Source organism: Christiangramia forsetii KT0803 (assembly GCF_000060345.1).
Lineage (GTDB): Bacteria > Bacteroidota > Bacteroidia > Flavobacteriales > Flavobacteriaceae > Christiangramia > Christiangramia forsetii.
In genome coordinates, this window is sequence record NC_008571.1 from 1,289,254 (window position 1) to 1,304,645 (window position 15,392).

Sequence of the window (15,392 nt, forward strand, 5' to 3'; positions counted from 1 at the left end):
AAAAAAGGTTAAGCCGATAAAGGCGCCTTCTTATTCCCACACAACCTATGAACTATATTCTTTGCTCGCTATAACAAAAAAATAGCTTCATACGGTCTCTACCCGTAAATTTGAACGGAGGAGCCAATTACGTATTTCAAACGGTAGCTAAACTTTCTAACAATTTACATTTTAAGTTAAAATCCGGGAGGTCTAACACTGTAGTGAAACGACAGAGTCTCTAATTATTCCTGAGTTCGCCAGACATTTATTACACACTTCTTTATGTATTTAAGAATTATCTTTACTCAATAATATAGATTTAATTAAAAAAAATCTACTAAATCCATGATTTTATAACTCTATTCCATAAAATTACAACTTTTTTTATATTTTATTTTTTTATATTTGCTTGGTACTATCATAAAAATGAAAAATTCTTTTAGAAATAGCCTGCTTCATTTGATATCTTTTTTGATGTTGATGTCCACTGTTTCTTTTACCATAAGCAAGCATTTTTGTGGGGACTATTTGGTGGATACCGCCATTAATTTAAAGGCAAAAACCTGTGGCATGGAAAAGGCTTCTTCCGAAGGCTTAGTGCAGGGCGATTGCTGTTCCACTACAAAAACTACCGTAGAGGGGCAAAAAGACTTTAAAAATATTCAGCTAAATCATGACTCAATCGATCAGCTGTTTATCACTATTGCATATTCTTTTTTAATCCCGCATTATTTTACACCTGAAAAGCCGGCTCCTTTTGATGATTACGCTCCGCCTTTAATTGTTAAGGATATTTCGGTACTATACGCTACATTTCTTATTTGAGATTTATTCTGAGGGAACATTAGTCCTGAAACCCTAAGGTTTTCAGGACGCCTTCAATTGTTCTGTGCAACTGTTTTTTCGTGTGTCCGGGCGGCAGTAACTTGCCGTAGTCAATAATAGGTTCCCTGTCAAAACAGCAATGTTTCCTTCTTCATCTTTAGAAGGGGGCTTTTTTCAATATTTACAATCATATTAAGAACGTACTTAAATTTATTTAAAATGAGTAAACCAAGGTTTAAAATCAGCATTTTGGCAACATTAATGGCCATCATTGTAATATCCTGTAAAGAAAACAGTAGGGATCAAAACCTATTAAGTGAAAACAGGGAACAGGGTCTGGTGCAGAATGGAGATACTTTTGAATTAGATTTTAAGGGAAAAAAAATAGGTGAATCCCAGTCTGAAAGCATATCAGTAATCATAGACAACTACCTGCAGATAAAAAATGCTCTAGTAGCAGATGACCAGGAAGCAGCCGCTAGTGCCGGAGGTAAATTGGCCGGTGAATTTGAGGATTTTGACAAGAGCAATTATTCTTCAGAGGAACAGCAGGAGTTAAAAGACATCATTGAAGATGCAAAGGAGCATGCAGAACTTATTTCTGCGAGCGCCATTGACCAACAGCGTGAACATTTTGAAATTTTGAGCAAGGATGTTCTAGGTATGATCGTTATAACAGGAACCGATAAAAAACTCTACCAGGATTTTTGTCCAATGTACAACAATAATAAAGGGGCAGCGTGGTTAAGTTCAACAGAGGAAATCAAGAATCCGTATTTCGGAAAAAGAATGCTGAAATGTGGTTCTATCTATAGAGAAATTAATTAAAGGAAAAAAATACAACCACTTTGCAGTGATCCTTTTATCCACTTTTGCAGCTCTACAATTTATTCCTTAACCTAAAAAAATATAAATGATTACCCTTGGCAGATTTTACAGCTATATATTAAAAAAATCACAGGGATTAATGAAGAATAATACTTCATTCTTCTGCCAGCCGTATCAAAACTAAATAAAAAAAATAAAAATGAAAACACTATTAATTACTGTATTTATAGGTGTACTGGCCTATTCCGGTTTCGCACAGGAGCATAAACATGGAACACATGATATAGTCAAAAGTGAGGCTATAGATAAAAATAAAAAAGTAATGAGCCCTCATAAAAGTGCTATGGCGATGGTAGGGGAGGCCCATGTACATATAGATTATTCTTCCCCAAGGGTTCGTAACAGGATTGTTTTTGGAGGTTTGGTGGGGTACAATACTGTGTGGCAATCTGGAGCTCATAATGTTACCTGGCTAGAAACTAATAAAGACCTTATGCTTGGAGAAAAACTCTTACCAGCGGGTAAATATGCGTTTTTTACAATCCCTGGAAAAAATGTCTGGAAAGTAATGTTTAACAGTCACTGGGACCAGCATGGAAAAGATGAATACGATCCTATGAAGAATATTATAACTGTAGAAGTAAAGCCTGAAAAACTTGAAAATATTCAAGAAGAACTGGACTATACTATAAGTAAAACAGGTGAGGATATTGGTGAGATTTCCCTGGCCTGGGAGAGGGTGCTTTTAAAACTTCCTTTCCAGGTGGAAGACTAAGAATAAAAACAACAAAATTATGATCGTAGAAATATTTATCAAAAATATGGTTTGCGACCGCTGTATTAAGGTGGTACGGAATGAATTGTGTGAGGCAGGGATTGAAGTGAAAGATGTGGAATTGGGACGGGTTGTTTATGAAAGCAATAATAAAATCGAAGACGCAAAAAGACTGGATAAAGTTCTTAAAGTAAATGGTTTTGAATTATTAAAAAGCTCAGATGAAATTCTGGTAGAGAGAGTCAAATTAAGCCTATTAAGGTTGTTTGAAAATCTACCTGTTCAAAAGACAGGTACACTTTCCAGTTATTTGTCTGAGGAAACTGAATATGATTATATTCGATTGAGTAGAATTTTTTCATATACAGAAAATACTACCGTTGAAAAATATTTTATAAAGTTGAAAATTGAAAAGGTTAAAGAGCTTATTCAGTCTAATGAATTTAATTTTACTGAAATAAGTCGGCTTCTGGATTACAGCAACCTTAATTACCTATCCAAACAGTTTAAGAACGAAACAGGGATGAGCCTTTCAAATTATAAAAAACAGAATAAAAACCTAAGAAGTTCATTAGACCAAATTGTGTAAGTATCTATCATAATTGTAACAATATAAGTTGCCGATAAAAAGTAATTTAGAAGATTGTAACCAATCAAAAATATCAAATGAGAAAATTATCAAAAATTGGGATATTATTTCTAGTCGTCTTGATCTTTGTTTCCTGTATGGATAAAGAAAAAGGCCAAAGTGTAGAAATTAATACTCCAGAGGAAGTAAAGAAAGCTGAAAAAGAAACGGCTGATATCGCCGATCAGGATTTTATAGATGGCATGACAGGGAAAATCTGGCATAACTACCTGGAAATTAAAATGGCACTTACCAATGAGGACTCCGGCCAGGCAAAGGATGCAGCTAAAAGTATGGCCGATTCTTTCTCAGAAGAGCGTGCAGAATTAAAATCTATCGCTGAGCAATTGGGAGATACTGACGATATTGAGGAGCAGAGAAGATTATTTTCAAATTTTACAGAATTGGCTGGGCCAATGTTTGAGGAAGCATTATCCGGTGGGACTATTTACAAGAAATTCTGTCCTATGGCTTTTAATAATGATGGTGCGTACTGGTATGCTGACGTTGAGGAAATTAAAAATCCATATTTCGGTGATAAAATGCTCAACTGCGGCTCCGTAAAGAAAACTATAAAAAAGTAAAATTTCCCAATTAACCGTAAAACCTAATTGTATGAATTCAGAAAACAACAATAACCACAAGTCTGGTGGAAGTAATTATGGTCGGTTTTTCCTAATGCTCGGTCTGTCTTTTATAGCTATGTATATCACGATGTACATGAATACGTATGAGTTTGACCATGTATATTTTAGTTTAACCCGCTTTTATATGACGTGCCTGGGAATAGCAGCAATGGCAGTGATCATGTTATCCCTTATGCTGAAAATGTATAAAAGTAAGAAGAAGAATATCGCTATTTATATCGGTAGCCTGGTGTTATTTGTTTCAGCCTTAGGTTTGGTAAGGGCACAACGTCCCATTATTGGAGATGTCTTATATATGAAAGCGATGATCCCTCACCATTCCATTGCAATTTTAACCAGTAAACGGGCAGACCTTCAGGATCCTGAAACCAAGAAACTGGCCGAAGAAATTATTGAGGCCCAGAAAAGGGAAATCGCCCAAATGAAGAAGATCATTTATCGTTTGGAGAACGAAAATAAATAAAATAACAAACTATGAAATTGAAAAATTACTTTCTAATCCTACTGATATTTTTAGGTTTTTCGGGTTACAGCCAGGAAGAATTAGAGGCATCCGTAGAAGGAAACGTTGACGATCTGCCTGTGCGGGAATACACGTTGACCTTGCGGGAAGAACAGGTCAACAAGGCTGGCAAGCCGGTTATGGGTATGACCGTAAACGGTCAGATCCCCGGGCCCACATTAGATTTTAATGAAGGGGAATATGCCATAATTTATGTGAAGAATGAAATGAGCGTAGAGTCTTCCATTCACTGGCACGGTATGTTGCTGCCCAATTTTTATGATGGTGTACCCTACCTTTCTACCCCACCTATAGAACCCGGCAAAACCTTAAAATATGAATTTGCAATAAAGCAAAATGGTACCTATTGGTACCATTCCCATACGATGTTGCAGGAACAGAGTGGTGTTTTTGGCTCCATCGTCATACAACCGAAAGACAAAACATTGGAGTATGATAAAGAGCAGGTTTTGGTATTGTCTGACTGGACCAATGAAAAGCCCCAGGATGTAATGCGGTTTTTAAAACGGGGCACAGAATGGTACAATATAAGAAAAGGGACGGCCACACCGCTCAACCAGGTTATTGCCAGGGGGGCACTGGGCGCGCAGGTCGATTTTTGGAGACAGCGTATGGAAAGCGCGGATATAGCGGACATATATTACCCGGCGTTCTTAATAAATGGAGAAGAAAATGTGGAATATCCCGAATTCAAACCTGGGGAGAAAGTACGCCTGCGCATTATTGACGGCTCTGCATCAACTTCATTTTGGATGGCCTTTGGCGGCCCAGACCCTTTGCTTGTCTCGGCAGATGGTAAAGATGTTGTTCCTGTTAAAAGAAACAAAACCTTTATTGCCGTTGCGGAAACCTACGATTTTATCGTGACCATACCGGAGAACGGCAAACTGGAATTTAAAATTATGGCCCAGGATGGCTCCGGAACCGCAACTGCTTACTTGGGCCAAGGCCCTATCGTTGCCGCCCCTGATGTTTCCAGACCGGATAAAATCGGGATGATGCAGCAAATGGCCAAAATGAAAATGAAAATGGGTGCACCCGCTTTAAAATTCCGCCCGGGCAAAGACGAGCGATATCAGATGAAGGAGAAATGGGGCATGCAAATGGACGATAATATGCAGATGGAAGGAATGAAGGAAATGAATATGGATATGATGAATGGGGACAAGTCCAATGGTAAGGATATGGAAATGAAGAAAGATGAAATGGACGGAATGCAAATGGATATGAAAAAGGATTCGATGCAGATGGACCGTTCCAAAATGGCCGGGATGGATACGAAAAAGGATACCAAAATGAAAGAGGCCTCTCAAATGGAGGATATGAACAAGACGAACCCGACTGCCGGACGGGAAGTAATGGACGAAGCAGATGGCATGCAGGGAATGGCTATGTTTTCGCAATACAACTATGACTACCTGAAGTCGCCAGAGAAGACCAGCTATGATCCCGATGTGCCCGTATCCGAAATCCTACTGAACCTTACCGGGAATATGCAACGCTATATCTGGAGTATGAACGGTGTCCCTTTATCTGAGGCAGATAAAATAAAAATCAAGGGAGACGAGGTGACCAGGATTACTTTTAACAACCTGACTATGATGCACCACCCCATGCACCTTCACGGCCACTTCTTTAGGGTCATCAATGAAAACGGGGAATATTCCCCTCTAAAACACACGGTCAATGTACCGCCAATGCAAAAGGTGACCATTGAATTCTATGGCAATGAATACGGCGATTGGTTTTTCCATTGCCATATCCTTTACCATTTAGTAGGTGGTATGGCACGCATTGTAAGCTATGACACCCCTAGGGATCCAAGGTTAGAGGAATATCCTGTCTCCAAGCTCTTGGATGAGACCGATCAGTATTATTCCTACGGAATGATAGATGCGGCATCGCATATGACCACATTGAACCTGATATCGTCCAATATCCGAAATCAATTCAGTTTTCGGGGGGAATACGGGTGGAACAAGAATATGGAGGTGGAAGCTGCTTATGATAGATACCTTTATGATTATTTGACAGTTTTTGCCGGTGTAAATGTCGAGAACGGAATGGAGGATAGCCTCGATGAGATAACAACAACAGCAATAGCAGGTGTACGATATCTCACTCCTTACTTATTTACGTTGGATGTGCGAATGGACAGCAAATTGCGCCCGCAAATTAGCCTGAGCCGTGCGATCAGTATTTTTCCGCGAACAATATTGTTCGGAATGTACGAGTACCAGGCAGATTTTGGGTGGGTAGATGAACTGCCTCAAGGAAATAATTTCAAAAAAGAGGTTACCTGGAGTACAGGTATTGAATATTTTTTATCCAAGAATTTTTCCTTGATGGGAAGCTATGACAACCGTTTTGGCGCTGGTGGTGGACTATCACTAAGATTTTAATAATTTAAATTAAATAGCAATGTAAAAAACACACAGATAGGATTAAGAAGAATGTTAAGCGAATTTTACAACTCTCGCAAAATAGAACAGATTAAAACTTTCATTATAAATTAAATTAAATTAAATCAAATCAAAATGAAAAAAGTAAGAATGACAATAAAAATTTATCTTATGGTATTGGTGACACTAACTGCAATGTCTTGTAAGGACGCGAGTCAGGAAAAGGAAGTCTCTGAACCGATGTCCAGTGAGATGTATCAGGAAGATTCTGATAATCAGGGAGGTTCCGGAAAAATGATGGCCGAGAATGCAGGTAATAATGCTACAAATACCATTATCGATAACTACCTGCAGCTTAAAAATGCGCTAGTTGCAGATGATCAGGAAGCAGCCGCTCAGGCCGGAGGCAAATTGGTTGATGAATTTGAGAATTTTGACAAGAGCAATTATTCTTCAGAGGAACAGCAGGAGTTAACTGATATCATTGAAGATGCAAAGGAGCATGCAGAACATATTGCCGAAAGCGCAATTGACCATCAACGGGAACATTTCGATATTTTGAGCAAAGATGTTATAGATATGATTGCCATAACCGGAACGAATAAAAAATTATATCAGGATTTTTGTCCAATGTATAACAACAATAAAGGGGCACAGTGGTTAAGTGCTACAAAAGAAATTAAAAACCCGTATTTCGGAAGTAAAATGATGGACTGCGGAAACATTCAAAAAGAGATTAATTAATTGAAAGTAATTAAGTTCATTGGCTGGTTTTTTTTGGTCTCATTGGTTGTAATACAATTTTTTCCGATAGAACGCAATCAGAGTGAAGAAGTGTCCCGTGCAGATTTTATGTTGGTCAACACTGTGCCTGAAAAAATACAGAATAAGATACAGGTATCTTGCTACGACTGCCACAGTAATAATACTGAATATCCCTGGTATAACAAAGTACAGCCGGTGGCCTGGTTCCTGGAAGACCATATTAGAGAAGGAAAGGCGGAACTTAATTTTAACGAATGGGGTGACTATTCAGATCGCAGAAAGAACAGCAAGTTGAGATCTATTATAAGCCAGATTGAAGACGGTGAGATGCCATTGGATTCTTATACCCTGATCCATGGGGATGCGAAACTTTCAAGTGAAGATAAGTTAGAAATTATAAATTATATAACCGGCCTTAAAAGTGAATTATAAATAAAACCCAATATCAGAAAGAATAATTTTTATAATTGTTTGATTGGTTAGTTGAAATTTCTGGTACTTGGTGTTTAAAGACCTGTAGGGAAGGGTGTTATATACTGAAAAACCCTTCCCCCTCAGGCGCAATAAAGAATTAAATGAAAGATTGTTGCAAGACTGGAAATGAAAAAGGACAAAGGGGGAGTGGATTTAAAAAATGGTTCAACTTTACAATCTTTGGGATCATTGTAATTATAATCATAGGAGCCTTGTTACTTCAGTTAAATGAGAACTAATCTAAAACCATAACAAATGAGAATTAAACAACTATTATTCACCACATTACTTTTGGTCTTTTTTGTAAATTTCTCAAATGCTTTTGCGAAAGACCTCAATTCAGTATCCTTAAATAATATCGAAGTAACAATGGAAGATACAGTTCCTGATACCTTTTCTCCAGTCCAGGGTTCTGAAGCAGTAGGCCTTGATGAATTTCCTAACCTACATCCTTTAGTGGTCCATTTTCCCATTGCTTTACTGTTGTTAGCCGTGTTACTACAGTTTATACAATTGTTCACAATGAGCCGTACTATGGACTGGGTCATCCTGCTTACAGTAGGTGCTGGATTTATTGGAGCTTATGTCGCCGGAACATTTGTACATCCATACACTGAAGGTCTTACCGAAACTGCTAAAAAAGTGCTGGAACAGCATGATAAATATGCCACCTGGACGATATGGTCCAGTGCTATTGCTGCTGTGCTAAAATTGGGAAGCCTCTTCCTTTTTAAACAAAAAAGATGGTTTGAGATTTCAGTTTTTTTAGTGCTTGCCTTTGCAGGTTATTCTGTGGGCTGGGCTGGGCATTATGGATCCCAACTTGTGTATATAGAAGGGGTAGGGCCACAAGGGCAGTTTTTAGGGGATGAAAACGGAGAAAGCCATGGAGAAGGTGGGGAGCATTCACATTAAAAAAATATGAGGAAAGCTTTTTTAATTATAAGTTTTACAATAATTATAACAGTAGGTTTAATTATAGCATGGGTCCCGTATTTGTGGTGGATTACTTTAGTTATCCTTCCTTTTTTGATATTGGGTTCAATAGATTATTTTCAAAAAAGTGATAATATTCAACGTAATTATCCTTTAATTGGTAGAATCACAAACTTCATAGAACAACAACGTCATGTACTTCAGGAAGCGCTGTTGCTCAATCGTAGCGAAGGGATGCCTTTTAACTGGATCCAAAAGGAAATTGTATATAAACGAGCTGCAGACGATAATAAAAGTCAGCCTTTTGGTACTCAATTATCTTTTGAAAAAATGGGGCGCGAGTGGTTTTTACATTCAGCCTTTCCGTCAATAAAATTCCAGGACGATTTTAGGGTTACAATTGGCGGGCCTAAATGTAACCAGCCCTATAGCGCAAGTATTTTAAACTTGGGCGGTATGAGTTACGGTTCCATAAGTAAAAATGCTACCCTGGCCTTTAATGGAGGAGCTAAAATAGCGGGATTTGCACAAAATACTGGTGAGGGGGGACTTACACCTTATCACCAAAAATACGGAGCAGATCTAATCTTTCAATTTGGAACCGGATATTTTGGATGCCGAAATGCTGAAGGGAATTTTGATGCTGAAAAGTTTACTGAAATAGCCCAGAATGATCTCGTGAAAATGATAGAGGTTAAAATTTCCCAGGGCGCAAAACCTGGCTTTGGAGCAATACTTCCCGCTAAAAAAAATACAGAAGAAATTTCAAAGTTTAGAGAGATAGAAGCCCATACTGAAATTCATTCCCCTGCCCATCACAGTGCTTTTAATAATACCCAGGAGCTTATCAAATTTATTGAAAAATTAAGGGAATTGTCCAGCGGTAAGCCTATTGGCATTAAATTATGTTTAGGACAGCAAAAAGAGTTTGAAAAAATGATAAAGGTATTTGCAGAAATACAAAGTTATCCAGATTTTATAGTTATAGATGGTGCAGAAGGTGGTTCAGGAGCGGCTAATATGGACTCCTTGCACTGGGGAGGTACACCTTTACAGGAAGCCTTACACTTTGTGAATAAAACTTTGGTTGCATTTCATTTAAGACAACATATTAAGATATTAGCTTCGGGAAAAATTATATCGGCATTTGATATATATAAAACTTTGGCTCTGGGGGCTGACGCCTGTTATAGTGCACGAGGGATGATGTTTGCCCTGGGATGTGTGCAATCTTTAAAATGTAATTTAAACACTTGTCCTACCGGTATTACCACAATGGATCCTGGCAGGATTGATTCTTTATCTGTGGTAGATAAAAAAGTCAAGGTCGCCAATTACCACAGAAATACCATTGAAGGATTAAAAGAAATATTGGTAGCGATGGGATTAAAAGATAAAACCGGTATTCACAAAGGAAATGTTTTTAAAAAAGTGGATGGAAAAGGTAAATCCTATGAAGAAATTTACAAAGATTCCTAAGAAGAATATAAGGTTTACCTTTTATAAGGAGTTTTAATAGTAATATTATTCTCATTTCTGAGTAGCCATAGTCTTTAATTCTTACACAGGGATTCTTTTTAGTTTTAGGGGCTAACCTCATTCTCTTATCATGGTCACAGCTATGTTTATTTAGCATTTTAGAGCTATGCCTTTTATTACGGCATAATGAATAGCAAGGACACGGAGAGGATTGTATTGCCATAATTTATTGAAATAGCAATTGGTGTAGGAAGAGCCAGGGCATTGTATGTTGCATACAAAGATAAAACATAAAAACTGTGGCAAGATGTTTTCTAAATATGGATGTGTGAAACTACTTTCAGTTTAATAGCAGAAATTAATTTTACTATAAGAAGTAATAGATGAATAAAACCAACGCAATAGAACATACAGATGATTTTTACATTCAGCTTGCGTCAAAAGGTTGGACTACCATAGCACTTATTGCAGGATTAGCAATTTTGAGCATTTGGGGTCTGCCTTTCCTCTTGGATTCATTTTGGCTGTCGTGGATAATCTTATTGTTCGCATTTGTAAAAGCATTTTTCATAGTAAAACTTGCCTTTAAGCAATTGATGAAAATAATCAACCAGAGTCATCTGTTGAGCCATATACTTGTTTTATTCGGGCTGCTCATCAGTATGATTATAACCTCATTTGCATTCGATTTTACTTCTTTACAATTTTTTGCGCCTGAAAGTTTTAAATCTTCACTTAATATTGAATCTTCGAGTACTAAGGTGTTTTTTGAATACCTCTATTTTAGTACAATTACTTTTTCTTCGGTAGGTTATGGCGATATCTTCCCCACATCTTTAATTGCAAAGATGTTGGTAATTTTGGAGGTAGTTTTAAGGTTTTTTGTACTGGTGTTTGGGATTGCAAATGTGAATAGAATACGCGTAAATAAATAAATCTTTAAAAACTAAAATTATGAAGACACAAAACTTACAACATTCTTAACGTTATTGTTATTTGCAAATAGTCAAATCTATAGTCAAAACACAGATCCCGACACAGAAAAAGGAGCGGTCTTAAAAGTTATGAAATGGTATAAAGATGCCCTACAAAACCTAACAACCGAAGGTACTTTCGAGTTATTTGCCGAAGATTCCAGAGTTTATTAATCAGGGGGTGTCGAGGGCTCGTATGCCCACTACATAGAACATCATTTGGGACCAGAATTGGGGCATTTTAAAAAATTTGAATTTTCAGATTATGAGATTGATGTACAGGTTGATACATCTTATGCGTTTGCTACAGAAACTTATATTTATAACATCGTGCTTTAACCAGATGACAAAGATGATACAAGGACTATAAAGAAAAAAGGGGTGGCAACGTCTATCTTAAAGAAGATGTATGGAAATTGGAAAATTACCAAAATACATACTTCTTCTAGAAATACGAAATAATTATTTTCTATCTATGACCTTATTTTAACCTGGTGGCGAACAATTAGCCTACTGCTCGCCATTCTTATTTTCTTGGACCAATATTAACTGGGTATAGTCTAAATACGATTAAAGACATACAACAAGCTATCCCTTTTTAACTCCCACTAGATTGAATTAAATTTTCACTTTTTTTATAAACACCTGTATCAATATAGAGGAAGGAATGTTACTAATTGAGGTTATAATCAAACTCATTTTATGATATATTAAAAAACCCATTATATACGAGAATTTTTAATATAATTTATTCTCATCCGCATAAATGCGATGGGTTTTGAGTCTGGTTATAAAACCGTACTCATCAAGGGTAAAGATAATAGTTCTAAAGCGAGAAACTTTTTTGCATATCACTATTTAAATTTAATCTAAATTAATTTTAAACTTTCAAGCGTTCCTTTTATATTTGTTTATTAAATCTAAATAAAAATAATAATGAAAAAATCATTTTTTACAGCTATCATTTTAAGTCTTATCCTAGTTTCATGTTCTGAAGATGATGCACCGAGTACCCAACCCCCAAACTTTGCAACCCCAGCGGATTATACCTTCGAGCGAGATGGACAATCTACTGTAAATTTTACCGGTCAGACAACTCGAATCTTAATGGCAGAGGAAGTACTGAACGCCTTCACAGATTTTGAAAATACAACGGAGTTATCATTACAGGCAATGTATGATCATCAAGAAGGAAATACTAATTTCACAAATGAGAACCTAAATGCATCAGATAAAAGTGTTCGTGGTAAAACTGCCGCGTCTCAAGATTATTTTAGTGCGAATACAACCGAATCAGCAGCAATCAAGGCTCTTTTTGACAGTTATATTTCTGGTCAGATCAATGAGGTATTTCCAAACCAGAATGTATTGGCAACCGCAGGTAGTGCAGGTCAGCTTGGAGATGGTGCTAAAACCCGGTATGTTAATAATCAGGGACTGGTCTACACTCAAATATTTGCTAAAAGCCTCATTGGCTCACTGATGGCCGATCAGATGCTGAACAACTATCTAAGTACTTCAGTTCTTGATGCTCCCAATAAAGTGGAGGACAATAATAACGGAGTTACTGAAGAAGGAGAGGTTTTTACCACTATGGAACATAATTGGGATGAAGCCTATGGTTACCTTTATGGGACATCTGTTGATCCGGCCAATCCTAATGCTACGATCGGAAAGGATGATAGCTTTTTAAATAATTATTTAGGCACAGTGAACGAAGATCCTGATTTCTCTACTTTTGCTGCTGATATTTTTGATGCCTTCAAATTAGGTCGTGCCGCGATAGTAGCGAAAGATTATACAGTTCGGGATGCTCAAGCTGCTATTATAAGACAAAAAATATCGGAATTAATGGCAATACGTGCGGTTTACTATTTGCAACAAGGTAAAAATTTGCTTACAAATGGAGATTTTGGTGGCGCATTCCAAAACCTCTCCGAAGGCTACGGATTTGTTTTTAGTTTACGTTTTAGCAGAAATAACAACACCGGTACTACTTTTTTTACTAAAAGTGAGGTAAATGGTTTTACCTCGTCTCTTTTGGGTGATGGGCCTAATGGTTTTTGGGATCTGAAACCGGCCACCATTGATAGAATTTCTGAAGCTATTGCAGCCAAATTTGACTTTACTGTCTCACAGGCAGCGAGCGCAAACTAGTTGAAACTGAATTATCTTTACCCTATTTACCAAATAGGGTAAAGATAAATTTATAGTTGAAAAATCTATAACTCCCCAGTTTCAGGAGTACAAAAGGTAATTTGTAGAAAGGCTTAACTATAGCTATAACCTTTAAACAATAAGGTTAATATAAGTTCCTGCCGAGAGGAAAGATCTATTCGTTCTCTAATCAAAAAAAAAGCTTTAGTTATATGTGCTTCAACCGTTTTTATAGAAATACTAAGATGGTTTGAAATCTCTTTATTGGAAAGTCCTTCTTTTTTACTTAAAACAAAAATTCTTTTACACTTTGGAGGCAAATTATCAATTTCTGTTTGGACCATGGTGAAAAGCGCTTCTAGCTTTCCATCTTCACTTTCAAAATACTCGTGTAAAGCTTCAATGTGCTTTTTTTCTAATTTTGTAACCAGCTTATTTTTCCTATACTGATCTATAAATTCGTTAAAAACCGATTTGTATAAGAACCTCTCTATTATAAAGTCTTCTTTTAATGATTTGCGTTTTTCGTAAATTTTAACAAAAACATTCTGGACGATATCCTGGGCAATATCTCTATCATTAATGAGACTATAAGCATACGCACATAATGGTTCGTGATATTGGTCAACCAAGTGAGTATAGGCTTTTTCGTTTCCCGTTTTTAATTCTGAAATAAGTAGTGCATTCTTACTAAATTGTTTAGAATCAATTTCGTTTTCCAGCATAATTATCATAATTTTTGTAAAAATATTAAAAAAAAATAATAAAAAGTTAGGGTTTTAATTTTTAGATACGTTTTAGATATAGAAACCGATTTATATGAAGTTAAAAGAATTTGAGATTTTATCAATCAAATATTTCTGTTCCATTATTAATGCAAAAGAACTAGACGCACTTGTAGATGAAATAGATTCTACATCTAATGATAAAATATTCAAGAATAGTTCTTTATTAAATTTTGCAATAAATCGTTGTATGAATAACTATGACAGTGATAAATCTAAAAAATTGCTTTTAGATAAAATTAGAAAGGATAAATCCTTAAAATATAAGTTAAACTTAAGAACATTAGCTAAATATGCGGCAATTGCTGTGTTTTTCCTAAGTGTAGGATATTATTTCCATGAAGATTTCATTTTTTCCAGTGGTTTTCCTAAAGAGGAACAAACTCCCAATAACTTAATTTCTCTGGAAATTGATGGCGAGGCTCCAAAAGTCCTTTCAGAATTCCAAAATATAAATATAAAAAGCAATAATAATCAGCCAGTAGTAAGACAGGAGGGGAATGAACTAATTTATAAAAGTAATTCGCAGGTTACTAAAATTTCATATAGTACCCTCTCCATTCCCTATGGTAAAAGGTTCTCTTTAAGTCTTTCCGACGGAACAAAAATCCATATGAATGCCGGTAGTTCCATAAAATTTCCGAATGTTTTTGTAAAAGGAAAAAAAAGGGAAGTTTTTTTAACGGGTGAAGCTTTTTTTGAGGTTGCCAAAGATTCTTTACACCCATTTGTTGTAAATACCAATGGACCGAAAATTAAAGTTATAGGTACTAAATTTAATGTTTCAGCTTATGCAAACGAATCTAACATCAATACTGTTTTAGTAGAGGGATCTATTGGTTTAGCACCTAAAGGCAGAAGCCTGGAAGAAGAAAATCTTTCTATTTTAAACCCGGGTTATATGGCTGTGTGGAGCAAGGACAAAGCGGACTTTTCATATAAAGAAATAGACACTTCTAATTATACCGCCTGGATAACCGGAAAAATAGTATTCAACCACATTCCTTTTGGGGATATTGTAAAGAAACTCGAAAGGCACTATAATGTCACAATTATAAATCATGATAAAAAATTAGATCAGGAAATATTTACTGCCAGCTTCGATATTGAAACTATAGAAGAGGTTCTAAACGCTTTTGATAAGAGTTATCCCATTAATTTTATTCGCTCTAAAAACAAGATAATTATTAACTAAAATTTGAATAAGCATAT

At 36.2% G+C, this 15,392-nt stretch carries 15 protein-coding genes; 14 read left to right on the forward strand and 1 reads right to left on the reverse strand.

The window, feature by feature from the left end:
* Positions 1 to 408: 408 nt before the first annotated feature.
* The 13 genes from GFO_RS05775 to GFO_RS05840 all read left to right on the forward strand — a co-directional run bounded on the left by GFO_RS05775 (position 409) and on the right by GFO_RS05840 (position 13,395).
* Positions 409 to 807 carry an HYC_CC_PP family protein gene (locus tag GFO_RS05775; RefSeq protein ID WP_011709126.1) on the forward strand — a complete coding sequence of 133 codons (399 nt, stop codon included), beginning with the start codon at positions 409 to 411 and terminating at the stop codon, positions 805 to 807.
* Between the two features lie 219 nt (positions 808 to 1,026).
* The gene (locus GFO_RS05780) at positions 1,027 to 1,635 is read left to right on the forward strand and encodes a DUF3347 domain-containing protein (protein ID WP_041250025.1); all 609 of its coding nucleotides are present in this window, start codon (positions 1,027 to 1,029) and stop codon (positions 1,633 to 1,635) included.
* 199 nt (positions 1,636 to 1,834) lie between these two features.
* Positions 1,835 to 2,410 (forward strand): DUF2911 domain-containing protein, encoded by a 576-nt coding sequence (locus tag GFO_RS05785; protein ID WP_011709129.1) that lies wholly within the window; start codon positions 1,835 to 1,837, stop codon positions 2,408 to 2,410.
* A gap of 19 nt (positions 2,411 to 2,429) precedes the next feature.
* The gene (locus GFO_RS05790) at positions 2,430 to 2,999 is read left to right on the forward strand and encodes a helix-turn-helix domain-containing protein (protein WP_011709130.1); all 570 of its coding nucleotides are present in this window, start codon (positions 2,430 to 2,432) and stop codon (positions 2,997 to 2,999) included.
* Positions 3,000 to 3,076: 77 nt separating this feature from the next.
* On the forward strand, positions 3,077 to 3,622 hold the full coding sequence (locus tag GFO_RS05795; RefSeq protein WP_011709131.1) for a DUF3347 domain-containing protein: 546 nt from the start codon (positions 3,077 to 3,079) through the stop codon (positions 3,620 to 3,622).
* Positions 3,623 to 3,653: 31 nt separating this feature from the next.
* Positions 3,654 to 4,148: a DUF305 domain-containing protein gene (locus GFO_RS05800; RefSeq protein WP_011709132.1), complete on the forward strand. Its 495-nt coding sequence runs from the start codon at positions 3,654 to 3,656 to the stop codon at positions 4,146 to 4,148.
* A gap of 11 nt (positions 4,149 to 4,159) precedes the next feature.
* On the forward strand, positions 4,160 to 6,610 hold the full coding sequence (locus GFO_RS05805; protein ID WP_011709133.1) for a multicopper oxidase domain-containing protein: 2,451 nt from the start codon (positions 4,160 to 4,162) through the stop codon (positions 6,608 to 6,610).
* Between the two features lie 135 nt (positions 6,611 to 6,745).
* Positions 6,746 to 7,354 (forward strand): DUF3347 domain-containing protein, encoded by a 609-nt coding sequence (locus GFO_RS05810; RefSeq protein WP_011709134.1) that lies wholly within the window; start codon positions 6,746 to 6,748, stop codon positions 7,352 to 7,354.
* Positions 7,355 to 7,807, forward strand: coding sequence for a heme-binding domain-containing protein (locus GFO_RS05815; protein ID WP_011709135.1), 453 nt, complete (start codon positions 7,355 to 7,357; stop codon positions 7,805 to 7,807).
* 297 nt (positions 7,808 to 8,104) lie between these two features.
* Positions 8,105 to 8,764: a DUF2231 domain-containing protein gene (locus GFO_RS05820; RefSeq protein ID WP_011709137.1), complete on the forward strand. Its 660-nt coding sequence runs from the start codon at positions 8,105 to 8,107 to the stop codon at positions 8,762 to 8,764.
* A gap of 6 nt (positions 8,765 to 8,770) precedes the next feature.
* Entirely contained in the window at positions 8,771 to 10,264 is a 1,494-nt protein-coding gene (locus tag GFO_RS05825; protein ID WP_011709138.1) for an FMN-binding glutamate synthase family protein, read from the forward strand.
* Positions 10,265 to 10,647: 383 nt separating this feature from the next.
* Positions 10,648 to 11,199 carry a potassium channel family protein gene (locus GFO_RS05830; protein WP_011709139.1) on the forward strand — a complete coding sequence of 184 codons (552 nt, stop codon included), beginning with the start codon at positions 10,648 to 10,650 and terminating at the stop codon, positions 11,197 to 11,199.
* A gap of 975 nt (positions 11,200 to 12,174) precedes the next feature.
* Entirely contained in the window at positions 12,175 to 13,395 is a 1,221-nt protein-coding gene (locus tag GFO_RS05840; RefSeq protein ID WP_011709142.1) for a DUF4856 domain-containing protein, read from the forward strand.
* 113 nt (positions 13,396 to 13,508) lie between these two features.
* Here GFO_RS05840 and GFO_RS05845 read toward each other — a convergent pair whose 3' ends face one another.
* Positions 13,509 to 14,120 carry an RNA polymerase sigma factor gene (locus tag GFO_RS05845; RefSeq protein WP_041250027.1) on the reverse strand — a complete coding sequence of 204 codons (612 nt, stop codon included), beginning with the start codon at positions 14,118 to 14,120 and terminating at the stop codon, positions 13,509 to 13,511.
* A 94-nt stretch (positions 14,121 to 14,214) separates the two neighbouring features.
* On the opposite strand from GFO_RS05845, the gene GFO_RS05850 reads away from it, so the two are divergent.
* On the forward strand, positions 14,215 to 15,375 hold the full coding sequence (locus GFO_RS05850; RefSeq protein ID WP_011709144.1) for a FecR family protein: 1,161 nt from the start codon (positions 14,215 to 14,217) through the stop codon (positions 15,373 to 15,375).
* Positions 15,376 to 15,392 lie beyond the last annotated feature (17 nt).